The organism is Planomicrobium sp. CPCC 101079, assembly GCF_007859275.1.
In the GTDB taxonomy this organism is placed as follows: domain Bacteria; phylum Bacillota; class Bacilli; order Bacillales_A; family Planococcaceae; genus Planococcus.
Genome location: NZ_VOHC01000031.1, coordinates 58,227 through 79,718 on the forward strand (window position 1 = coordinate 58,227; position 21,492 = coordinate 79,718).

Annotated in this window: 24 protein-coding genes and 1 pseudogene; 10 read left to right on the forward strand and 15 right to left on the reverse strand. The window is 45.4% G+C overall.

Going from position 1 to position 21,492, the window contains the following annotated elements:
• Nucleotides 1-21: 21 nt before the first annotated feature.
• Nucleotides 22-228 carry a cold-shock protein gene (locus FQV28_RS16550; RefSeq protein WP_146497624.1) on the forward strand — a complete coding sequence of 69 codons (207 nt, stop codon included), beginning with the start codon at nucleotides 22-24 and terminating at the stop codon, nucleotides 226-228.
• A gap of 68 nt (nucleotides 229-296) precedes the next feature.
• Here the strand turns inward: FQV28_RS16550 and FQV28_RS16555 are convergent, their stop codons facing one another.
• Nucleotides 297-2,261, reverse strand: a complete 1,965-nt coding sequence (locus FQV28_RS16555) for a hypothetical protein (RefSeq protein WP_146497625.1) — start codon at nucleotides 2,259-2,261, stop codon at nucleotides 297-299.
• 19 nt (nucleotides 2,262-2,280) lie between these two features.
• Nucleotides 2,281-3,507 (reverse strand): ATP-grasp domain-containing protein, encoded by a 1,227-nt coding sequence (locus tag FQV28_RS16560; protein WP_146497626.1) that lies wholly within the window; start codon nucleotides 3,505-3,507, stop codon nucleotides 2,281-2,283.
• Between the two features lie 156 nt (nucleotides 3,508-3,663).
• Here FQV28_RS16560 and FQV28_RS16565 point away from each other — a divergent pair, with 156 nt between their 5' ends.
• Nucleotides 3,664-4,233: an N-acetyltransferase gene (locus tag FQV28_RS16565; RefSeq protein ID WP_146497627.1), complete on the forward strand. Its 570-nt coding sequence runs from the start codon at nucleotides 3,664-3,666 to the stop codon at nucleotides 4,231-4,233.
• A 45-nt stretch (nucleotides 4,234-4,278) separates the two neighbouring features.
• Here FQV28_RS16565 and FQV28_RS16570 read toward each other — a convergent pair whose 3' ends face one another.
• Nucleotides 4,279-4,476 (reverse strand): zinc-finger domain-containing protein, encoded by a 198-nt coding sequence (locus tag FQV28_RS16570; RefSeq protein ID WP_146497628.1) that lies wholly within the window; start codon nucleotides 4,474-4,476, stop codon nucleotides 4,279-4,281.
• 147 nt (nucleotides 4,477-4,623) lie between these two features.
• On the opposite strand from FQV28_RS16570, the gene FQV28_RS16575 reads away from it, so the two are divergent.
• The 4 genes from FQV28_RS16575 to FQV28_RS16590 all read left to right on the forward strand — a co-directional run bounded on the left by FQV28_RS16575 (nucleotide 4,624) and on the right by FQV28_RS16590 (nucleotide 6,353).
• A complete protein-coding gene (locus FQV28_RS16575) occupies nucleotides 4,624-5,307 on the forward strand; it encodes a queuosine precursor transporter (RefSeq protein ID WP_146497629.1) in 684 nt (227 codons plus the stop codon).
• A gap of 8 nt (nucleotides 5,308-5,315) precedes the next feature.
• Nucleotides 5,316-5,705 (forward strand): ribonuclease HI family protein, encoded by a 390-nt coding sequence (locus FQV28_RS16580; protein ID WP_146497630.1) that lies wholly within the window; start codon nucleotides 5,316-5,318, stop codon nucleotides 5,703-5,705.
• 112 nt (nucleotides 5,706-5,817) lie between these two features.
• Complete coding sequence (locus FQV28_RS16585; protein ID WP_146497631.1) at nucleotides 5,818-6,018, forward strand: hypothetical protein; 201 nt, start codon at nucleotides 5,818-5,820, stop codon at nucleotides 6,016-6,018.
• A gap of 14 nt (nucleotides 6,019-6,032) precedes the next feature.
• On the forward strand, nucleotides 6,033-6,353 hold the full coding sequence (locus FQV28_RS16590; RefSeq protein ID WP_146497632.1) for a hypothetical protein: 321 nt from the start codon (nucleotides 6,033-6,035) through the stop codon (nucleotides 6,351-6,353).
• An 8-nt stretch (nucleotides 6,354-6,361) separates the two neighbouring features.
• Here FQV28_RS16590 and FQV28_RS19600 read toward each other — a convergent pair whose 3' ends face one another.
• Nucleotides 6,362-6,484, reverse strand: a complete 123-nt coding sequence (locus FQV28_RS19600) for a hypothetical protein (protein ID WP_255472988.1) — start codon at nucleotides 6,482-6,484, stop codon at nucleotides 6,362-6,364.
• Between the two features lie 108 nt (nucleotides 6,485-6,592).
• Between FQV28_RS19600 and FQV28_RS16595 the strand changes: the two are divergent.
• Nucleotides 6,593-7,593 (forward strand): annotated as a pseudogene (locus FQV28_RS16595) (PQQ-dependent sugar dehydrogenase).
• A gap of 61 nt (nucleotides 7,594-7,654) precedes the next feature.
• Here the strand turns inward: FQV28_RS16595 and FQV28_RS16600 are convergent.
• The 3 genes from FQV28_RS16600 to FQV28_RS16610 are packed head-to-tail and all read right to left on the reverse strand — an operon-like array spanning nucleotide 7,655 to nucleotide 9,435.
• Nucleotides 7,655-8,152 carry a GNAT family N-acetyltransferase gene (locus tag FQV28_RS16600; protein ID WP_146497633.1) on the reverse strand — a complete coding sequence of 166 codons (498 nt, stop codon included), beginning with the start codon at nucleotides 8,150-8,152 and terminating at the stop codon, nucleotides 7,655-7,657.
• An 18-nt stretch (nucleotides 8,153-8,170) separates the two neighbouring features.
• Entirely contained in the window at nucleotides 8,171-9,181 is a 1,011-nt protein-coding gene (locus FQV28_RS16605) for a S66 family peptidase (protein WP_146497634.1), read from the reverse strand.
• Between the two features lie 47 nt (nucleotides 9,182-9,228).
• Nucleotides 9,229-9,435, reverse strand: coding sequence for a hypothetical protein (locus FQV28_RS16610; protein WP_146497635.1), 207 nt, complete (start codon nucleotides 9,433-9,435; stop codon nucleotides 9,229-9,231).
• A gap of 176 nt (nucleotides 9,436-9,611) precedes the next feature.
• On the opposite strand from FQV28_RS16610, the gene FQV28_RS16615 reads away from it, so the two are divergent.
• A complete protein-coding gene (locus tag FQV28_RS16615) occupies nucleotides 9,612-10,256 on the forward strand; it encodes an SDR family oxidoreductase (RefSeq protein ID WP_146497636.1) in 645 nt (214 codons plus the stop codon).
• Between the two features lie 40 nt (nucleotides 10,257-10,296).
• On the opposite strand, the gene FQV28_RS19695 is transcribed toward FQV28_RS16615, so the two are convergent.
• From FQV28_RS19695 to FQV28_RS16630, 3 genes are all read right to left on the reverse strand, one after another.
• Nucleotides 10,297-10,536: a hypothetical protein gene (locus FQV28_RS19695; protein WP_146497637.1), complete on the reverse strand. Its 240-nt coding sequence runs from the start codon at nucleotides 10,534-10,536 to the stop codon at nucleotides 10,297-10,299.
• A gap of 66 nt (nucleotides 10,537-10,602) precedes the next feature.
• The gene (locus tag FQV28_RS16625; RefSeq protein ID WP_146497638.1) at nucleotides 10,603-11,100 is read right to left on the reverse strand and encodes a cupin domain-containing protein; all 498 of its coding nucleotides are present in this window, start codon (nucleotides 11,098-11,100) and stop codon (nucleotides 10,603-10,605) included.
• Nucleotides 11,101-11,115: 15 nt separating this feature from the next.
• Complete coding sequence (locus FQV28_RS16630) at nucleotides 11,116-11,832, reverse strand: nucleotidyltransferase domain-containing protein (RefSeq protein ID WP_146497766.1); 717 nt, start codon at nucleotides 11,830-11,832, stop codon at nucleotides 11,116-11,118.
• A gap of 137 nt (nucleotides 11,833-11,969) precedes the next feature.
• On the opposite strand from FQV28_RS16630, the gene FQV28_RS16635 reads away from it, so the two are divergent.
• Nucleotides 11,970-12,770 carry a TIGR00266 family protein gene (locus FQV28_RS16635; protein ID WP_146497639.1) on the forward strand — a complete coding sequence of 267 codons (801 nt, stop codon included), beginning with the start codon at nucleotides 11,970-11,972 and terminating at the stop codon, nucleotides 12,768-12,770.
• A 44-nt stretch (nucleotides 12,771-12,814) separates the two neighbouring features.
• Here the strand turns inward: FQV28_RS16635 and FQV28_RS16640 are convergent, their stop codons facing one another.
• The 3 genes from FQV28_RS16640 to FQV28_RS16650 are packed head-to-tail and all read right to left on the reverse strand — an operon-like array spanning nucleotide 12,815 to nucleotide 15,347.
• Nucleotides 12,815-13,018, reverse strand: a complete 204-nt coding sequence (locus FQV28_RS16640) for a hypothetical protein (protein ID WP_146497640.1) — start codon at nucleotides 13,016-13,018, stop codon at nucleotides 12,815-12,817.
• Nucleotides 13,015-13,764, reverse strand: a complete 750-nt coding sequence (locus FQV28_RS16645) for an SDR family NAD(P)-dependent oxidoreductase (protein ID WP_186763923.1) — start codon at nucleotides 13,762-13,764, stop codon at nucleotides 13,015-13,017. The genes FQV28_RS16640 and FQV28_RS16645 overlap by 4 nt, the downstream gene beginning before the upstream one ends.
• Nucleotides 13,764-15,347, reverse strand: a complete 1,584-nt coding sequence (locus FQV28_RS16650; protein ID WP_146497642.1) for an amidohydrolase — start codon at nucleotides 15,345-15,347, stop codon at nucleotides 13,764-13,766. The genes FQV28_RS16645 and FQV28_RS16650 overlap by 1 nt, the downstream gene beginning before the upstream one ends.
• 179 nt (nucleotides 15,348-15,526) lie before the next feature.
• On the opposite strand from FQV28_RS16650, the gene FQV28_RS16655 reads away from it, so the two are divergent.
• Entirely contained in the window at nucleotides 15,527-16,867 is a 1,341-nt protein-coding gene (locus FQV28_RS16655) for a hemolysin family protein (protein ID WP_146497643.1), read from the forward strand.
• Nucleotides 16,868-16,913: 46 nt separating this feature from the next.
• Here FQV28_RS16655 and FQV28_RS16660 read toward each other — a convergent pair whose 3' ends face one another.
• The gene (locus FQV28_RS16660) at nucleotides 16,914-17,843 is read right to left on the reverse strand and encodes a sulfurtransferase (RefSeq protein WP_146497644.1); all 930 of its coding nucleotides are present in this window, start codon (nucleotides 17,841-17,843) and stop codon (nucleotides 16,914-16,916) included.
• A gap of 3 nt (nucleotides 17,844-17,846) precedes the next feature.
• Entirely contained in the window at nucleotides 17,847-21,428 is a 3,582-nt protein-coding gene (locus FQV28_RS16665; RefSeq protein ID WP_146497645.1) for a dynamin family protein, read from the reverse strand.
• Between the last annotated feature and the right edge of the window lie 64 nt (nucleotides 21,429-21,492).

Consider the following 21,492-nt stretch of genomic DNA (forward strand, 5'->3'; position numbering starts at 1 on the left):
TCAATATTAGGGGGAACGTGCATGCACCAAGGAACAGTGAAATGGTTTAATGCAGAAAGAGGCTATGGCTTTATCGAGTCTGCCAATGGTGATGATGTTTTCGTCCATTTTACCGGGATTCAAGGCGAAGGATTCCGTACGCTCCAGGAAGGCAAGAACGTAGCTTTTGAAGTTATTGACGGCAATCGCGGTCCCCAAGCAGCTAACGTAGTGCTGATTCAACCATAAAAATAGCCATAAACAACAAAAAGACCCGGAAGTTTTCCCGGGTCTTATTTTTATTTATTTCACATTATTTATGCCCATGTATACGTCTGGCCCCAACTTTCACGCGCCAGTTTTTCAATCGCTTCCACGTCCGAATCTTCCACCATATAAGTATCGCCTTGTTCGTACGGGTTGTAATGGAATGCATACATCCGCGCGACAAATTGATGGAATGGCAATGAAGATTCGCCTTCAAGCTCGCCGTTGCCATAAACACTTGTCTCGATTCCTTGGCCCCAGTTCTGCCCGCTGTCGTTGTTCGGGTTATAGAAATAGATGCGGTATTCTTCATCAGGGTCCTGGGCAATGCGCTGGATTGAAACTGCATGCAAACCAAGCAGCTTGCCATGGACGTTGGTAATGTAAATGCCAACCGGGTTCGGATAGATCAACTCGTATCCTTCATTGTAAAGCGGATGATGTGTTGCATAGAACAATCTGACAAATGAGTCGTAATCCGTTACAAATCCGGTAAATGGATCAATGATATTGGCAAAACCCCGCGGAATCCATTCGCCATAAAATTCAGGATTCACCCATTTATGGCCGTCTTCCCCGCGCAATAACGTCTTCTTCATCATTTCATTATAAATTTTATCGAGATGCGGGACCAGGACGCTCGAAACCGGGTCCAATTCGTGGTGGATTTCCCCAGCTACTCCGTCTTCAATTGAATTAGAATGGATTTCTTCTCCTTCAAACGTCACGTCGATATCGTTTTCCCGTACAGCCCGCGCTACATATTCCAATAATTGGCCTATGCCGTGCTGTGCCCACAAACTAATAGCCCGAGCCGATTGGCATGTGGGATTCAATCCTTGGCCGATTCCAAGCGGTTGGCCAAGAACGGAAATGACGCCCCCGATCAACACTCCATTTGCGGAAAGTCCTGCTTTCCGGAATTCAGGGCGCAGCAACCGTTTTTTCACTTCAGGGCGTATATCGATATCAAATAATCTTCTCATTGCCGGTATCAAAGGCTCCTGCGTCAACACACCGCGGTCTAACATGCGGAACAAGCCATAAATCACTTTGCTTGTTTGCGGATATATGGAGAAATGAATCATATCCCGCACAAGCTGTTGGTTCGCATTAAAACTCGCTGTCCCCATTTCAGACAAATCGAGAAACTCCGGAATCAGTTCCGGCTTGCTTCTATTTAGGTAACGCATGAAAATCGCTGCAATCGGTGCAACCAATCCCGTTCTATTCATTGATTCCGCATACTCGTGAGCTTCTTTTTTCAGCGCTTCGTCGTCCGCTTCAACCAATTTTCTGCGATATTCTTTGAAGTTCGGTTCTTGCTCGCTCATTGTAGTAGGAGTTGTAATGGCTTTTTGGAAGTGCTGCAGTGTTTCTTTCGTGCTTTCATCGATATTCTCGTCAATCATTTGGGTTGCAGTTTCAATCATGTTGATGATCCGGTCGACCATGATCGGCCGTTGGACTGTCAGACGTTGAATTTCTTCGACAAGTTTGTGCGCTACCGCCCGGTAAGAAAGCTTGCTTCCGAGGAACCGGAAAAGGCGTTCACCGCGTTCGAGATGCACCCCTCCGCCTTCGACCCGCGCTTCCTCTGTTTCAGCAGGAAATAACAAGTCCAAGTTCAAGGCCAAAACTTCGTTTAGAAAAGCCGAAGCTTCTTCAGGCGGAACTTTTTCATGGACATAGTTGCCTTCTGAAATTGACAACATGCGCAGTTCGCTTAACAGTTCAACCACGGAATTAAGGCCTTTTATGCGAAGTGAACCGCCGACAAACGCCGGTTCTAAGTTGTCTGCATCGGCCCATGGGCCTCCATTGAAAACTCCGGCTCTATCAAAATCAGCCGCAAATTCATAAAGCATTTCTAACCCTTCATCAGTTGCTGCCAATTCGGTAGCCAACTGGAATACTTCCGTTTGGTACATGCTCTTGGCATACGGTTTTGCCTCTTCAAGTGTCCGGAGGGCTTGCCCAAATTTTTCTTTTACAGTAGATGCTTCAGTAGCCATACGTATACCTCCAGATTATTTAATGATAAAAATCATATTTCTCGTATTTTTTAAGCAGTTCGGTCATGCGGCCGCTGTCTTCTCCGAAGAAGAACAAAGTACCGTAATGGTTTCCGAAGCCGACGCGTTCCGCCACTTTGGAAGTGACCGGTATGAACAAATCATGCTTTTCAAAATAAGGATCGTTTTTCAGCTCAGCTGGAATATCCAACTTTTCAATCAGGCGGACCCGCGGGTAGACCATTAAACTTCCAGCGTAGCCACGTGCAGAGCTTACTTCTTCCGGGAAAAACGCTTCCAACTCTTCGGCAGTCGTATCCGGATCGCTGCACAGAATCTGTGCTTGGAAAGCATTAAATCCATAAGCGCGTTCAATCAGGTCAAAAATATGTCCGCCTGGCACGCGCGCAGCGACTTCCCCAAAATTCAGCGTCCCGTCATGGGATATGAAATATTCCGGATGAATCACTCCATATTTAATTTCAAACGAGTCGACCAGTTTTTGGATTTGTTCTCGAATCTGTGGGCGCCATTCCTCCAATGCTGGAGAAGCTGGAACGAAGTTGGAGTGGCCGAGCTTAACGTATTCGGTGATGTTGAGGAACTTGATCTCCCCGTTATGGATAAAAGCTTCGCATGAAAATTCCTGGCCATCCAAATGGCTTTCCATCAAATACGGGAACTCCTGCACTTCACTTTTGTCGATATCGCTTGCATCGCGGATAACCATATGCCCGACTGTGCCGGCTTTATTCAATGGCTTGATGTGGATTGGGTCATTAACATCCCCATCAATTTTAATCAACGCATCATTCACCCGCTTTAGAAAGCGGTAAATATCATCTTTTGAATAAGCTTCTTCAAACACACCCACTTTAATGCCTGACATCTGGGCTTTCCGTTTCATGAGGCCTTTGTCGCGCAAAAGCAGTGAACGGTTGAAAACGCGGGGATCGTCGAAAAACTTAGCGTTTAACACGCCTGCCCATTCGACGGTCTCTTCGTAAATGGGAACAGCCAGTTTTACATTCAACTCGGCCAATTGATCATATAGCTCTTCAGATCCTTCGTTCAAGCGGTCAAAATCCCAAGGCACAAAAGGTATATCGTGTTCCTTGGCGAATCCGATAAAATCTGGAGGGCCAACAACTACGAACGGCCGGTTCAATTTGTCCATCGCTTCAATTGCCGGAATGCTCCAGCCTAAAATGGCGGTCTTTTTTTGGTTCGCGTTTGTTTCGGTCATAGCATTACTCCCTCTCACCCATGTTAGTTTGCAATATACATTAAAGTATTGCCTATTGCGAAAAAATATAAACCTTTGTGTAACAAAGGTTTATTCTCCTTTTTTCAGGGGAAATGAATAACCAAAATCTTTCCAACAAGAAAGGAACTGAATGCGATGGAATCTTGGTTTTCAAGTCTCCGCGATTATTTCCCGGCAAAGGAAATGAAATCGGAAAACCATATGAAGCAGTTGTTCAAGGAAAAACCAGAAGGCTATAAACTTGATGAAGGACCTCAATATACCCTTGTTTACTTCGAGAAGCCCGATTTTCTGTTCATCGATTATATTTTAGTAAGCAGCGCTTCCCGCGGCAGCGGCCTTGGCAGCAAAATCATCGAACGGATAAAAAAGAAAAATAAAATGATCATTCTAGAAGTAGACCCCATCTCCCAAGAAGACCCCGAAACAGCAAAACGTGTACGCTTCTACCAAAAACAGAATTTCAAAAAAGTCCCGGCAATAGAATATGTCCGCAAACACCCAATTACCGGCGAACGGAGCGAAATGGATATTTTTTATTGGTCGCCTAACAACGAATCCGATGAATGGGTCATGGAAAAAATGAAAGAAGCGTATGAAGAAGTCCATGCTTTTAATGGTAAAGAATTATACGGTGCTTCTCCTCAAACCGCAGATGAGGTTCTTCAAATGCGGCCATCAAAACAACAGAGCAAAGCGGAATAAAAAAACTCCCGTGTGTGGAATATCCACACACGGGAGTTTTTGCTTTTATTTTTCACCAGTCCCGATTTTGTTCAATTCTTCCCCTAAAAACCGCAGCTGCGAACCAACCGTGCATTCGCTGATGCAAAAACGGTGCGCCGCCGTTTTCCCATGGTCTTTCCGTATTTGCCGCTTTACGAAGCAGCCTTCGCAATACGTATCGAGCATTTCATCTATTTCGTTCATAATTGAAAGTTTATTCACTGCTTCACTCCTCAGAAAAATAGCATTCTGTTATTTTACTATGCATTTGTGTTTTATTCCAACAATAGATATACTGTTCTAGGACATTTTCATAAGATTTTAGCGGTTCGTGAACTCCCGCTTTATCAAAACTAAGGAGGAACTTTTTTGTTCAATGAAATTTTTGGACTGAGCTTTGTCTTAGTCAATTTTATAATGTTGTTGATCATGTATAAATTCTTTGGAAAAGCCGGTTTGTTCGCTTGGGTTGCCATCTCCACAATCTTGGCCAATATCCAAGTGACCAAAACAATCGAGATAATCGGCTTGACTGCGACGCTAGGCAATAGCTTGTATGCCTCAACTTTTTTGGCAACCGATATTTTGAACGAGAAATACGGCAAAAAAGATGCGCAAAAAGCGGTTTGGCTTGGGTTTTTCTCCCTGTTAATCATGATAGTTGCCATGCAATTCGGCATGAAATTCATTCCAGCGGCAAGTGATTTCGCCGATGAATCGCTGCATACCATCTTCGGCTTAATCCCTCAAATCGCCATCGCGAGCATGTTTGCCTATTTGGCAAGCCAGCATCTGGATGTCTGGATTTTCACTGCCTTGCGTAAGATATTTTCGTCAGATGGCCAGTTCTGGATCCGCAACAACGGTTCTACATTGATTAGCCAATTGCTGGATACATTGATTTTCACTAGCATCGCTTTTTTCGGCGTTTATTCGTTTGACGTCTGGATCCAGATTTTCCTCTCCACATATATTCTCAAATTTATCGTTTCCGTTCTTGATACGCCATTTGGCTATTTGGCGAAAATCATCAAACCAGCAGACGAAAAGTAGGTGATACCATGCTTGAAGTGTTTATCGACGCGGCGACTGCCGGAACTCCGAAAGTCAGTGCAGTCGGTGTGTTTATTAGAGGAGAAGGCCATTTAGTCAAATGGAGCGAATACATAGGCGAGATGGACAATCACATGGCAGAGTTCACCGCTCTCGTCAAAGGCTTGCAGCTGGCGAGGGAATTATCGACCGGCATGATTTCCATCAAGTCAGATTCGCAGGTAGCAGTTGATGCCTTTGACCGGGGTTTTACAAAAAACCAAAAGTTTAAACCTTTGTTGGAAGAAGCCTTGAGACTTTCTGAAGAATTCGATTTTTGCTTTATCAAATGGATTCCTGACTCGCAAAACCGTGCAGCCGACGATCTGGCAAGAAGCGAGCTCCGGGCGAATAAATAAGCAACTTGACACCCGCCCCTTTATTGGGAAGCGGGTGTTTTCGTTTAGGCAAAGACGGCGAAGGTGAATTCTGTTACTATTAAAAGAGCTAAGTAAATTGGGGGATTTCTTTATGAGAACAAAATTTGGAACAGCACTTGATATTTTTATCTTGATTATCGGCCCATGGATCCTGTACACGCGTGTAGTCGAAATTTTCAATAACGGCATTTCCGTTTATCCGGTCATCTCACTCATCGTAGTGAGCTTAGCCGTTGCTTTATCGGTCTATAATTTGTATATGCTTTATTCTTCGCGAACTAAAAATCAGTGAAAAGGTGAATAGATTTGAAATACGCATTTTTTTGCAGCATTCCTTTAATCATCTACATTCTTATTAATAATTTAGTCGCCCATTTAAGTTGGCCATATTTTTTATTGGTGCTTTTGTCGTTTCTTCTGTTTCAAATGGCGCGCCTGCGCTTTTCCAGAGGTGCAGTTTTGCCTCCAATCACCAAACTGAATAATGGAGCCTTCTATGCAACAACCGTGGCTTTCGCCTTGAGGGATCAGTTTCTCAATCCACTGGTGATCAATCTATTAATTGGAATCACAGTTTGCTTGACGATCGCTGATTTGCGCCAGACAAAAAAAGAGCCTTCTTTGTAAGGCTCTTTTTACTTTGTGAAATACCAGGCCAATACGAGTGCGATTGCTATGATAATCCAAGTGGCAATACGGATGCGATTTTTCTTTTTGCGGATTGCTTCCCGCTCTTTCTCTTCTTTGTAAAAAGACATGCTTTCCCTCCTTTAATGTTTCCTATTCTCTGCCCTTCCTTTAAGATGAAAAAACTGTTGGCTTTGCCTTTTTCCTTATGCTTGCTTACAGCCTGCAGCGCTCCTGGCATGACAGAACAAAGCCCGGTTGGCGGAAATTCGAACCAAGAAACAACAACTCCTTCAGCTGGACAAAACGCCTCGGCAGAACCAAAAGAGATTGCTACAGGGCTTGATACTCCTTGGGCGCTCAATAAAACAGGAAATGAATTTTACATTTCCGAACGTCCCGGAACTGTCGCCTATATTATTGCAAATGGCGAAATGGCACGCCAAGAAGTCGAATTCGCCGATCCGCTCGCTTCCGTTCCTGAAGCCGGTTTTCTTTGGTTTGTGTTGACTGCTGATTTTGCCGAGACTCAACAAGCTTATGGCTATTACGTTTACGAAGATAACGGGCAGCCGTTAAACAAAATTGCCATTTTCAAACTACAAGATAACACATGTCGGGAAGAAACGGTACTGCTAGACAATATTCCGACGGGCACAGGCCATCACGGCGGACGGCTGGAATTGGATGATGATGGTGTTCTTTTTGCAACGATTGGAGATGCCTCTCAGCCTCAACTCGCCCAAGATACAGATTCCTTCAACGGCAAAATTTTAAAGCTTAACAACAATAAATTTAAAATTTATTCAATGGGCTACCGGAATCCACAAGGGATCACATGGCAGATGGCAAAATGTATGCGTCTGAGCATGGCCAGTCTGCGAATGATGAAATCAATATCATCCAAGAAGGCAGCAATTACGGATGGCCGCTGATAGAAGGAAATGAAACACGAGACGGGCTCGAGTCTCCTTTTCTAACGACCGGATCAAATGAAACATGGGCTCCGAGCGGAATCGACAGCAAAGACGGCCATTTGTATGTCGCTTCACTCCGCGGGACGGCCATTAAACTCATCAACCTGGAAACCGGAAAAGCGGCTGATTCCATTGAAGGCCATGGTCGCGTTCGCGATGTCCTGATTGATGGCGAAGAAGTTTACTTTATCACGAACAACACGGACGGACGCGGACAGCCGGACAATGACGATGATAAACTGATCCTCTTGCCGGGTTCATGAGTTGAAGTCCAAACAGCTATTCATATCTTAAAACGCCAATCCCTTAGCGGATTGGCGTTTTTTATAAAAATTTCACCATCAAATCTTCGTCGATGTAGTTTTCGGGAGTTTTCATTGCCTGGCGATCCACTCCATATGTCTCAAAACCTAGTGATGTGTATAAACGCTTCGCTGGTTCATTGCGGGAAGCTACCGCCAAATCTACCCTTTCCAAGCCATTCCAGTTTTCTGCATAGCGGAGCAACTCCTTCATCAGCAGACGTGCTGTTCCCTGGCCACGCGCTTCGGGTGTCACGTATACGGCAACAGCCGATGCCCTGTGGCTCATTTTAGCGGAAGTGTTGCGTGAGATTGTGGCATTTCCCACCAACTTCCCCTCAACAAATGCGCCGAACGTGACGGCAGATGCCAAAGCCAGGTTCTTTTCCGTCGCTTCGACCGGCCTTTCCAAAGCATCTTCAAGCCGCGTAGCAAAGGCTTCCGGAGCGTTTTTCAGCGCTTCAAGCCGAAGTGCATGATATGCTTGCGCATCTTCTATCGACAGTATCCGTATATTCATCATCATTGCCCTTTCTGTCTATTTGAATTCTTGCATGACGATTCCTTTGCCGTTTTCCACTTCTATTTCGGCATAGGCGCCGTTAACGAATGTAAGTTGAGGCGGAACATGCCCGCAATCGATATCGTATGCGATTGGAACATTCAATTCGCGCGCCAGGTCTTCATATACCTTTTCAGCCGTATAGCCGTTAACCGTTGTATTCGCAGGACTTCTTCCAAATAAAATACCGCTGCACTGTTCAAACCATCCAGCGTATTTCATTTGAGTTAATGATCGCTTCAAGTCAGTGGCACTTAGCTCGCAGTTTTCAAAAAACCAAACCACCGGTTCACTTGGAACATGCTCGGAGCGAAATTTGCGGACATCCCCATATGGCGTTCCCGCTATATGGCGGATCACATCAACACAGCCTCCGAGCATACGGCCAGCAAATTTCTCCGGGTTGCTTGAAACGGTTTTCCATGTTGTCGGTTCAGTTAAATGAAATACGATAGGCGACGGATTTTCATGCTGCCATTTTTTTTGGTAAAGAGCCGAAGATACTTGGGTTACTTTCTCCCCTTCTCTTGTTTTTAAAACATCCAGCCAGCGGGCCGTTGTCTCGTCCACTTCTTTTCCGCGAAGATCGATAATGTTTGTGCCGTGAGCAGTAGCAATACCGGTCGTCAACGTAACGGCCAGCAGCAAGACGCTGATGTCCGAGTAGCCTAATATCCATTTCGGCTCGATGCGGTTAAAATCGAGGTGCTCCAGTATTTCAATCAGCATTTCGCCTCCCCAAGGCGGGAAAATCAGGTCGATCGAATCATCCATCAACATTTCCATCAGTTCACTCGCCCGTTTTTTAGCCGGCGCCGATTTTGCTTCATGCTGGGTCCAAGGTGTTTCACCTATAATGACATCAAATCCCCGGCTCTCTTGCCGTTCTTTCGTTAAGTGGAGCAGCGGATGCAGCACTTCTTGTAATCCGGAAGATGGTGCTGTAACGCCAATTGTCTGAAGAGGCCGCTTTGGGTAAACTATCATTCAAAAGTCCCCTTTCAATCTTATATGATTTCTACTTGTTTTTTCAATTATGTATAGGAAACTAGCGCATAAAGTATACCGCAAAGAATTACACCGCCGAGCAGAAAAAGAAATGTCTGTGTCAAAAACTCAAAAAACTTGCTCGGTTTTCGTTCTAAATTGCGGGTTTGTACATTCAATACTCCATAAGACAAGCCTGTTTGGTCAGGATTGGGAGTATAACTGCCGTTTTTGCGTTTTTTTCTCGGTTCCATCGAACTCCTCCTATTTTAATATAATTATCTGTAAGTCAATCTTACAACAAAGATAACTTGTTAAGAAAGTCCTATTTCAAACTATTTTGATAAAACCATTGTTTTTAGTGTTCTTCTGGTTAAAGCAAAAAAGCAAGGGTATAGAAAAGGAAGTAATTAAAAAGGAGCGTGATTTCATGAAAGTATTGGTAGTCGGGGCAAATGGGCAAATTGGACGCCATTTCGTGAAACTTCTCAGCGAAGACCCGCGTCATACGGCAATCGCCATGATCCGAAGCGAAGAACAAATCAGTTTCTTCAATAGTTTAAATGTCGAATCGGTTATTGTCAGTCTCGAGGAAAGCGTGCAAGAAATCGCTGCTGCAATGGCCGGTTGCGATGCGGTTGTCTTTACGGCTGGCAGCGGCGGTTCAACAGGGGCGGATAAAACTTTGTTGATCGATTTAGATGGCGCCGCAAAAACGATAGAGGCGGCCCAGCAAACCGGGACTGACCGCTTTTTGATGGTCAGCGCCATCCATGCGGATCGCCGTGAACAATGGGGAGACGAAATCGCGCCATATTACGTAGCCAAACACCATGCAGACAATATTCTCAGGGCGAGCGGATTGGCATACACCATCATTCGTCCAGGCGCATTGACAAATGATCCGGGCACTGGAAAAATTCAAGCAGGCGAAAATCTGGAACGCGGCCCCATCCCACGGGAAGATGTTGCGAAAGTCCTCCACCATGCGCTGGCCAGTGAGCAACTTCATGGAAAGACATTCGAAATCATCACAGGAAAAGATGAAATCGCAGATGCGTTGAACCGGCTGTAAATAGAAAGGGGGCTTCAGTAAACTGAAGCCCCCTTTCTATTTATACTCTGACATTTCTTACGCCCAATACCAATTGGAACAAAAATGCTATCGAGCAAAAAACAATTGCAACATAACCAAAAGTTGTAATCGGCTGCATCATAATGGTCTGGATCACCAAAAGCAGCATCAATAAGGCTATCGCAAAATTAACCACATACGGTTTATCGTAAAACTTTTTTGAAGCGACTCCTACAAAAATTGCAACAGCAATAATAGACAGCAGAAAAAACATTTCCATAATGGTTCCTCTTTCTTTAAACAGTTTTTTAAAGTTTAGCATGTTCCCAAAAATTCCGATACAGCTTTATGGAAGCTGCTCATACGCGAGACGCCGGATGACTTTTTCATGCTGCGGAAACTTTTCGATCAATTGCGCCTGGCTGAAGAGCTTAAAGTCAGCAAAATCAAAACCAGGGGACACCATGCAGCCGACTAAAGAAAAAGTCCCTTCGGTATCCACCGAAGAACCAAAAATTGAACCCTTTTCAACCAGCACTTGAGGTTTTTCTCCTTTTTCGATAGCCAATCCCAATTTTTCCTGCCGATATGTTCCGTTTTGGCCGATGATGTGGACAGTCAAAGAACTTCCTGCATGAAAATACCATAGTTCATCTGATTTTAATTGATGAAAATGGGAAATGTTTTCAGAACGCAGCAAAAAATAAATGCTCGTATACAAATTCCGGATTCCTGGGTGGCTTTCAGGTGAAATTATTTCTTTTGACTTGAATGATTGCTTGAAATAGCCACCTTCCGGATGTTTTTCCATTTGAAGCTGTTCAATCCAAAAATCTGCACTCATTTAACTTTCCCGCCTTTAATCATTTTTGGGACTAGACGTTTTGGGCTTTCCTAGCGAAAACCCTGCAAAGAGCCGCCCGCCATATGGCCTCAAAAGCAAATCAACCAATGCGATGATTTTCTCCTTGTCGCCTGTACGGTAAAATTCTTCAAACCCATCAGAAAATTGCTTTGCAAAATCCGGATTGAAATTTCGCAGCGCACGCAAAATCCATTTGGATTGGCCAGTCCATCTGCGGTTTGTCCTCAAGACGAATTCACTTGCCGCTTCTGCTAAAGCATTGGCGATAAACAAGTCTTCCATCCGGTCGGAACTGCCAATAAAGTCATCAAGCAAATCCGTTAAAAAATAACGCTTCGCCTGGATTGTATCGAAGGTCCATGGTTCGGGGCCGTTTTCCAGTAGTTGCACAGCTTCTCTCTTAAGCGCTTTAAGCCGGTCGTCTTCTCTAATAGCGATTCCTTCTGCAACCATCATCGGCAAAGATGGCCTGCCTCGCCTGCAATCACTTTGGAAAAAATCTTTATAGGAAACGAAATTATGGACAAACACTTCAATCGGCCAGCCATTCTCAACAAACGACTCGCGGTAAGATGCTTCCAGCTGTTCGTCAAAAACAACAATGTCAAGATCAGACCGGGGCGTCGCTTCTCCTCTAACAGTGCTCCCTGCAAGTAAAGCGCACTGGCAGCAAGGAAAACCTTTTTCAATAAATTCTATTGCCGCCTTCATAGCTGCGGGACGTGCAACGGTCAAAACGCCATCACCTCTTTTACATGTTTACGTAAACACATTTAAATAATGAAACTTTTTAAAAACCTTTTTCGTATTTATTATATCAGTCTATGAAACCTGAGGAGGAAAAAAAGATGAACAACCATGAAATTGATTTTAAGTTATATGGCGATGATTTGCAGTTTGTCGAAGTTGAACTGGATCCGGGTGAAACCGTCATTGCAGAAGCCGGTTCTTTGATGATGATGGAAGACGGCATTGTTATGGAGACGATTTTTGGCGATGGCTCTCAAAATGCGGAAGGCGGCGGATTGATGGGCAAGTTGATGGGTGCCGGCAAACGGCTGATTACAGGCGAAAGTTTGTTTATGACCGCATTTACAAATAACGGAACAGGCAAGCGGCACGTGTCGTTCGCTTCACCGTATCCTGGAAAAATAATTCCAATGGATTTGAGTACGCTTGGCGGAAAAATCATTTGCCAAAAAGATTCGTTTTTGGCAGCTGCAAAAGGCGTGTCAATTGGCATTGAATTGCAGCGCAAACTCGGTGCCGGCTTTTTTGGCGGCGAAGGGTTTATCATGCAGAAACTTGAAGGCGACGGTTTGGCTTTTGTCCATGCAGGCGGCACACTTCATCGCAAAAACCTGCAAAAAGGTGAAGTGCTCCGTGTCGATACCGGCTGCCTGGTGGCTATGACAGCAGATGTGGATTACAGCATCGAGCCGGTATCCGGCGTTAAGACTGCTTTGTTCGGCGGCGAAGGGCTATTTTTTGCAACGCTTAGAGGACCCGGAAGTGTCTGGATCCAATCACTGCCATTCAGCCGTTTAGCAAGCCGTGTGTTTGCGGCCGCCCCTCAAAATCCAGCAGGCCGCTCGCAAGGCGAAGGAAGCGTTGCAGGCGGATTGTTCAATATGCTGGGCGGAAAATAAAAAAAGAACTTGGGGGACCGGTCCCTCAAGTTCTTTTTTTATAATCACCGTCCTCGCATTTCGGCGACAGCGTTATTGAATTTATCAAAATCGAATTCCAGGCTGTTCGGTTTATAGAAATACAAAATCGCTTGCTTTTCCCCCTGCGCCAACAGGTAGTCAACGACTGCTTTGGGGCTGCCCATATCAATGCCTTTCTGTTCAGCGTTGGCTAGTTTTTGCAGAATCTCTTTTGGCGTTGCATTCATTGATCAGACGTCCCTTCTTTTTCATAGGGCGGCAGCGTCCTTAAATCCAATACCGGATCCAATAACCGAAAATCGCTCCGGCCCATCAATCCAATTAGCTCTGCTGCCGTTTCTTCCGGAGTGCTCAGTATGCCAGTATCTTTATAGTCTCGAAAACGGCCAAGAAGCGGAAAATCTTCCGCATTGCTCTCCCGAATCTGCGCCTGCATATCGGTATCGATGATGCCTGGAGCGATAGAAACCACTTTGACATCAGCTCCTTCCGCATCAAGCACGCGGCTGTAATGATCTAGCCCCGCTTTTGACGCGCAATAGGCACTCCAGCCTTGATATATTTTACGGGCTGCGCCCGACGAGATATTGACGATTGCTTTTTCGCATTCCTTACTTTTAAATTGTGCAATAAACGCCGAGCATAAAATCATCGGCGCTGTTAAATTTAAGTTGATATTCGCTTGAATAGCTTCTGGATCATTGTTATCCGAGAAACCGATCGGCTCGACAGTACCGGCGTTATTTATCAGTGTTATGCGTTGAACATCCTCTGGGAGCCCTTCGGCAATATCTGCCATCAATCGCGGGATTTCAAGCAAACGGGCCAGATCGAAAACGAAAAATCTTTTGCCGCTCCATTCTTTGCTTTGGGAACGGGCAATGCCGATAACAAAATGGCCTGATCTGCTTAATTGGCGGCAAAGCGCTTGGCCAATCCCCTTGGAGGCACCAGTAACGATGTAAGCATCCATCAGCTATGCACCTTGCCGACTTTTTGGAACATGATGTCCCCTGCAACAACCGTCATTTCCACTTGCGCTTCGAGAATCTGTTCTGCAGCACCTTCGAACAAATCTCGGTCGAATACGGTAAAATCCGCATCATAGCCTTCTTTTATAATGCCTCGCTCATGTTCTTTGCAAATAGCTGCCGCTGATCCGCTCGTGTAAAGCTGGATAGCTTCAAATCGGGAAAGCTTTTCTTCAGGCAAATAACCTTCGTGCGTATCATAAGGATTTCTTCTTGTTACTGCCGCATAGATGCCAAGGCGAGGATCCACTTCTTCGATTGGGGCATCCGATCCTCCGGCTATAATTAATCCGCTTTTCAAAAGTTTCTTCCACGCATATGCCCATTCCATTCGTTCTTCGCCAAGCCGTTCCATAACCCATGGAAAGTCGGACGTGACAAAACTTGGCTGCAAATCCAGGATAACGTCAAGTTTTTGCATACGTTCCACCAAATCTTTGCGGACCACCACGGTATGAATCAGCCGGTCCCGCTTTCCTTGGGGGACCGGATGCGCTTCAATTGCATCGAGCGCTTTTTCCAAACCAAGATCACCGATAACATGTATTGCTACCGCTTCGCCGTAGTTTCTAGCTAATGCCACAAGCTCTTTCAACTCATCATCGCCGTGTATGGCCACTCCACTAGTGGATGGGTCATCGTTATATGGTCTGCTGAGCAGCGCTGTTCTTCCACCCATTGCACCGTCTGCGAAGATTTTCATCGGGCCGGGTTCGATGAACGGTTCAAAGTATTCGGCGCTTGCCATCATTTTTTCGAATTCGCTGTGAGCGCGCAATAAATGTGCACGGAATTTTCGTTTTTCGGTAATGACGTTTTTGAATGCTTGCAGCGGCCGGGAATAATCGCCGTAATAACCCATATCTTCCGTATGGGCCCCGGTCAATCCGAGCGACAGCAAATCATCAACTGATTTTTCAAGTGCCCGCGTCAAATAGCCGATGCTCACTTCCGGCACTTTCGCAGAAACCAGATCTTGCGCGGCATCAAGCAAGTAGCCTGTCGGCTCCCCGTCGTTATCCCGGACAATGACGCCGCCTTCTGGATCGGGCGTCTCTTTTGTAATGCCTGCCAAGGCCAAGGCGCTGGAATTCGCCAGAATGGCATGTCTGCAAATTCGCTTCAAAAGCATTGGCGACTCCGTGATTTCGTCGAGTTCCTGGCGGTGGAAGATTTTCCGGTCCGGAAAATTGTTTTCATTCCATCCTTCTCCAATGAACCATTCGTTGCCGACAAGGTTAGCTGTCGCGCTCGCCAACCGTTCTTTCATCTCTTCTGCGGATTCGATTTTCGATAGATCTACACGCAGTATTTTTTCTCCGTGACCAATCATGTGCATATGGCTGTCCACAAATCCCGGATAAACCACTTTGCCGTTCAGGTTTATTTCTGTATCGGCGTTTTTCTTTAACTCTTCATATGTGCCAAGCTTTGCTATTTTACCGCCCGCGACTAAAGCCGCTTCCGCTGTTTCTCCTTCTGCAGCCATCGTATAGATGACGCCGCCATGCCATAACACTTCCATTTGACCACTCCTTTTCTCTTTATTCATCATAAATCCAAATTCTATTGTAGACAATAAGATTGAATTAGAAAGACAAAAGTTTTGATTCAGGCGTATAAAAAGAAATTAGTCATGAATTATGATATAATTGTTCTCATATTATGAAAGCAGAGGTGAACCCTCCAAGCCGGAGGGATTAATTGGACAGTATACTTTTCTTGAATTTGTTTTTGGTCGTTTTCCTGATTGGCTTGTCGGCATTGTTTGTCGGCTCTGAATTTTCCATAATCAAAGTGAGAATGTCTCGGATTGATCAGCTAATTTCAGAAGGCCATAAAGGCGCAGCACGTACCAAGAAAATCATTGACAATCTGGATTATTATCTATCCGCTTGTCAACTAGGCATCACCATTACCGCACTTGGACTTGGATGGCTCGGTGAACCAACCGTCGAACGGATTTTGCATCCGCTATTCGACCATTTAAGCGTCGGGGAAACCACATCATCCATACTTTCAATTGCAATCGCTTTTACGTTTATCACTTATATTCACGTCGTCATTGGAGAGTTGGCCCCTAAAACCTTGGCAATCCAATATGCTGAGAACATGGCGTTGTTCTTCTCACGCCCATTGTTCATCTTCGGCTTGATCATGGGCCCGTTCATCTGGCTGATGAATGGTTCGGCACGCGTTTTTCTGCGGATGTTTGGAATCGAACCGGCTGGACATGAACAAGCCCACTCTGAAGAAGAATTGAAAATCATCATGACCCAGAGCTATCAAAGCGGCGAAATCAACCAAACCGAACTTTCCTATATGCAAAATATCTTCTCATTTGATGAGCGGACGGCAAAAGATATTATGCTGCCCCGTACTCAAATGGAGACCATTTCATTGGAAATGGAACATAACGACTTGATGGAAATAGTACGGGACAATCAATACACGCGTTATCCGGTTACGGAAAACGGCGATAAAGACGATATTATCGGGTTTATCAACGTGAAAGAATTGTTGACCAACTATACGTATAAGCAAGATTTAAAAGCCAGCATTATTGTCCATGACATTCCATTTGTCCACGAACTTGCTCCGCTCCAGGACGTCCTGCTCAAAATGCAGAAAGATCGGGTTCATATGGCGATAGTTATTGACGAATATGGCGGTACCGCCGGCGTCATAACGATGGAAGATATTTTGGAAGAGATTGTCGGTGAAATACGGGACGAATTCGACGAAGATGAACAAGAAGATATTAAAGCGCTGGATACTGATAATTATCTCTTGAACGGCCGGGTGTTGCTCGCTGATCTTGAAGGCCGATTTGCTTTAAGCTTTGACGAAAGCGAAGATGTCGACACAATCGGCGGTTGGATTCAGTTGAAAAATACCGATATCCAAGAAGGCGGTTCAATTTCTCTAGCGGACCACACCGTAACCGTCAAAGAAATGGAAAACCACCAGATTATTTCAGTATTATTGAGCAAAGTTCCGGAAACGGTCGAAACTGAAAAAGAAATACCTGATTTGAATGTCTAATCAAAAACCTCCTTCAGCGATGCTGAAGGAGGTTTTTAGCTTTACTTTACTTTTTCTCAATCTGAGATTTTTCAAACTCGAATTTTTTCATAAGCATTTCGCCCGTGTAGCCTTCTTGGATCAGCTTGGCTAAAATTGCTTTTGTTTCTTCGTCTGCCGCTTCAGGATGTTCCGAACGGTTAATTTCGACCACGTTTTCGTTATCCAAAATCCAATCTGAAAAGCTGCCCGTATACAACCTTAGCTGGCGATGCCCTTTTTCCGCCAGCATTGCATATAAGGCCGCTGCAGAAACTCCACTGCCGCAATAAACGACAGCTGGCTCGTTTTTTTGTAGAATGTCACTAAAATCGACGTCTTCATAAAATTCTTGGCCATGGACAAGCTGCGCCCAGTCAAAATTACGGGCTCCCGGAATCCGTCCAGCCACTTTGTCGAGCGGTTCATGAATGCCGGCATACCGTTCAGCCGAGCGAGCATCGACCAAGACACCAAGCTCTTTGCCTGAAATGATATTTTTCACATATGTGCGATCTGCGTACAAGGAGTCGACAAATTGGAGTTCTGCGAATGTCGGTTCGTATTCCGGAACTTCGGATGTAATTTCAATCCCTTTGTTTTTCAATGCAGAATAGCCATTTTTGCTGATATAGACGTGTTCAAAGCCTGCATACTTCAAAAGCCACCACGCACGTGCAGCAAAAGGCGACCCTCCTTGATCGTAAATGACCACCTGGTCGTCCGGTGTCAAACCGCTTGACCGGATCAAACGGGCCAATTGGTCTTTAGATGGCATTGGATGCCGGCCGCCTTCTGTTTCCATATCTGACAGGTCTTTTTCCAAATCCCAAAAAATGGCCCCAGCTACATGCTCCTGATCATAAAGCTCACGTCCGGCTCCTGGATTGCTTAATTCAAACCTCGCATCGATCCATCGGTAATTTTCAGTATCTGTCGTTTCAATAAAAACATTCATCGCTTACACCCTTTCGCCGAGTAAATTTGAGAGTCGTTCTTTCCACTCCGTGAGCTTTTCCTGTTCATGGAGAAGTGTCCGTTCCGAATCGATTTGATCGATTGCTTGCCGCAGAACATGCTGGCGCAGTCCTTCCGCTTCTTGTTCAATCCAGAATTCCGCCCACTCAGCCAGTTTCACTTTTTCCTGGTCCAAATAACGGAGAGCATCAGGTTCCATTAATGTTTGCAAAGCATCCCGGAGTTTTTCTTTTTCATTTTTCTCAAAAAAGCTCTTGTTGTTTTTGTAATGTGTTTTGACCGCGCCGTAGTTGGCATTGGCAAACGGTTTATCCACCGTCAGCATTGCCGGTTCTTCCGGTTCATACGGCGTGAAAGAAAAGTCCGGATTCATGTCGATCAGCTTTTGTGTATCTTCCTTGAAACGGCCGGCTAATCGCTTTTCAATGAATTGGGCCAGCCGGAAATTAGTGACGCGCAGCTCTTGTTGAAAGTCGAACGCCGCCATCTCGGTAATTTCCGCAAGTGCTGCATCCAACGCTTGCTGAGGCGCTTTCCCCGTAAACACCGAAGGATTGAAGGCTTCCTTGAAGAAATCATTGAAACGGTAGAACACGCGCTGATTTACATAGTAAAGAAGTTCACCTAACTCCTGCAACGCTTCTTTTTCAAGCAGCTTTGCAACAGATGCACTGAAAAGAATTCGCAGCTGCTGCTCAAGCCGCTTCAACTCATCAAGCCGTTCGTCTTTTCTTAACAGGTTTTTTTCGGTATGTTCGATCAAACTCTGGAAACGGCCAAGCGCTTTCTGCTCTTCTTCTGCCAATGATTGGACTGCCATCCCTTTCAATTCCTCTTTCAGGAAATGATGGAATGCTTCTTCAAACTGCTGCATGCCGGCTGTTTCCTTGTCCTTTAACGCCAGCAGACTGGAAACGCCGTAAAGGCGAGGGAATCGGATGCCGAAACGCTGCAATTCATTCCGCACGTAATTTTCCACTGCTTCTTTTTCTTCTTGGCTGTTTGCCAAATCGATTGCATTGACAATAAAGAACATTTTATCCATTTCAAAAGCGTCTTTGACCCGGCCAAGCTGGATAAGAAATTCGCGGTCAGCCCGCGCAAAAGCATGGTTATAGTAGGTTATGAAGAGTATGGCATCTGCGTTCCGGATGTATTCGAATGCCACATTCGTATGCCGGGCATTGATGGAATCCGCCCCCGGTGTGTCGACTAGCGTCACTCCGCTTCGCGTGAGTTCACAATCATAGTAAAAATCGATTTCATCGACAAAACAGCTTTTTTCTTCCTTGGCCACATAATCGCCGAATTCTTCCCGGTTAGCGCGTATCGTTTCCCCCAACTTGTTTTGGAATGTTGGATAGCCTTTTTCAAATGCCGCGATGAATGATTTATGCACTTGTTGTTCGGCCGCTTCAATAGCAGGCATGCTAGCAGCTTTTTTGTAAGCTTCGTCCAATGTTGCTATGGAAATGCCCAGCGCCTGAAACGAATTTCGGACATCTTCCGTCAACTGAGCTGCCGTTTTCAAACGAACGTCCGCTGTTTCATGCGGTTGGTTTTGAGATACCGGACGGATCCGGTTGATTGTGGCAGTGGTCGGATTAGGAGAAACCGGGAGCACCTTTTCCCCAAGCAATGCGTTGGAGAACGAAGATTTTCCAGCACTGAACGCCCCGAACAAAGCGATTGTAAATTCCTGGCCATTCAGCCTTGCCGCTTTTCTCTTCAAATATTCTGCTGTTTCGGCAAAGCCTTTGATCGGCGCAATCGCTTCTGAAGTGCGCAGCGCCCTGCGCATGACATCCTGTTCATCGAACGACGCCACCGCGGTTTCTTCAGCCTTCCGCCCGGTTTCCTGCACTTCAGCAGATTCCGCTTGAAGCATGGACGGATCAAATTTTTTCATATCTTCTATCGAGACGTGGAAATCCTTTTGCCACTGCCTCATTTTTTCCTCGGCCGCCCTTTTTTGCGTCGGCAGGACTGCCGAAAAATCACGCTTCGCTTTGTCTATGCGCGCGTCCATTTCTTCTAGTGTTTGGATTGCCAGCAGCTTTTGATTTAACTGGTTCGCTTTCATGTCCATTTCCGTGCTGGCCTCGTCGGAGAGCGCTTCAAATTTTTCTTTTTGCGCTTTTTTCCAGCCATCGGTTTCTTTGATGAACCATTTTTGGACAGCGGAAGTGATGCTGTTGGCAAAATTCAAGACGGCGTCCCCCGACAAGACAGCGCCGCGCGGAATCTGGTCTTCCACAACAGAAAATGGCACTTCAAATGTCCGGCCATCAATCGCGAGCGCTTCCTCATCGGTCAACAAACCAGCATCTTTTAGACTGGTCTTCATCAACTTTTTGACATGGTTTGAGATTTGGGATGCGATAACGGTCACCAAACGCTCTTCCACGTCGTTTTTGCGTGTATCCCGCTCTTCTTGCGTCTTCTTGCCGCTGAACAACAACCCCACTTTGAAATTCGGCTGGACCGATTCCAAATAAGCCGTCAATGCGTTCCGCAATTCATAGGGCATGATATTGGCGTTTTCAACCAGTTCTTTTCTTGCTTTCTCAAAGTTTTTTTGCCAATCGTCAAATTCCAGCACTGACATGCGCCGGGACACTTTGGCCATTTCTATTTTTACATCTTCCCGCTTCGCCCATTCTTCCGGAGACAGAACAGAAGAAAAAGCGTGGAGCCGCTCGATTTTTTCTTCTTCCAGAAAACGCAGATGTTCGTCTTTCAGCTGCTGAAGCGCTAGATGCGCTGCTGTGCCGACATGCCCTTTCCAGCCTTCCATCGAAGAAGCGACCAAGTTCTTCACTTTCGCAAAATCATTTCCCGGAAACTCGTAATCCTTCAGCGAAGTGAAAAAGATGCCTTTAGGCTCTACGCCCCATGCCGAAAATGAATCATGGACCGACTGCTTGAAATCAGCAAAGCTGAGTTCCCGATCTTGGTGCTTATCGATTTGATTGACGATCAAGTATAAATCCGTGTATTTCTGAAGCTCTTTCGTGAAATTAAAATTCAATTCCGATTGTACATGGTTATAGTCCATAACGTAAAAAACCATATCGGCGACATGAAGCGCAGATTCGGTCGACATGCGGTGGGCATCATCGGTGGAATCGACCCCTGGCGTGTCCATGACGGTAATGCCTTCCGGCAAGACAGAATCTTTATGGCCAATCTCGATTTGGGTAACATCCCCGCTTTTGCAAAATGCTTTGACAGCTTCAAAATCGTAGTTTTCCGGAAAATACACCGGCGTCTCGTTTTTCATGTTGACGATGGCGAAATCCGCATCGGCTTTTTGGACGTTTACTATATTGGCGCTAGTCGGAATCGGGCTGGACGGCAATAAGGTCTCGCCGGTCAGTGCGTTGATCATGGATGATTTGCCGGAAGAAAAATGGCCGGCAAATCCGATGATGTAATTGTTTTTCAACACCTTTTTTGCAAACAGCTCTGCCTTCGCCGCACGTTCTGTATCTTCGTTTTCTTCGAAGATTTGATAAAGCCGTGCTGTGTCAATCAATTCTTTTTCATAATCTAAAGCTGTCATATACGAATCTCCTTCTTCAAATACTGCTACCATCATATCATTTTTTTCTTAGGAACGAAAAAAA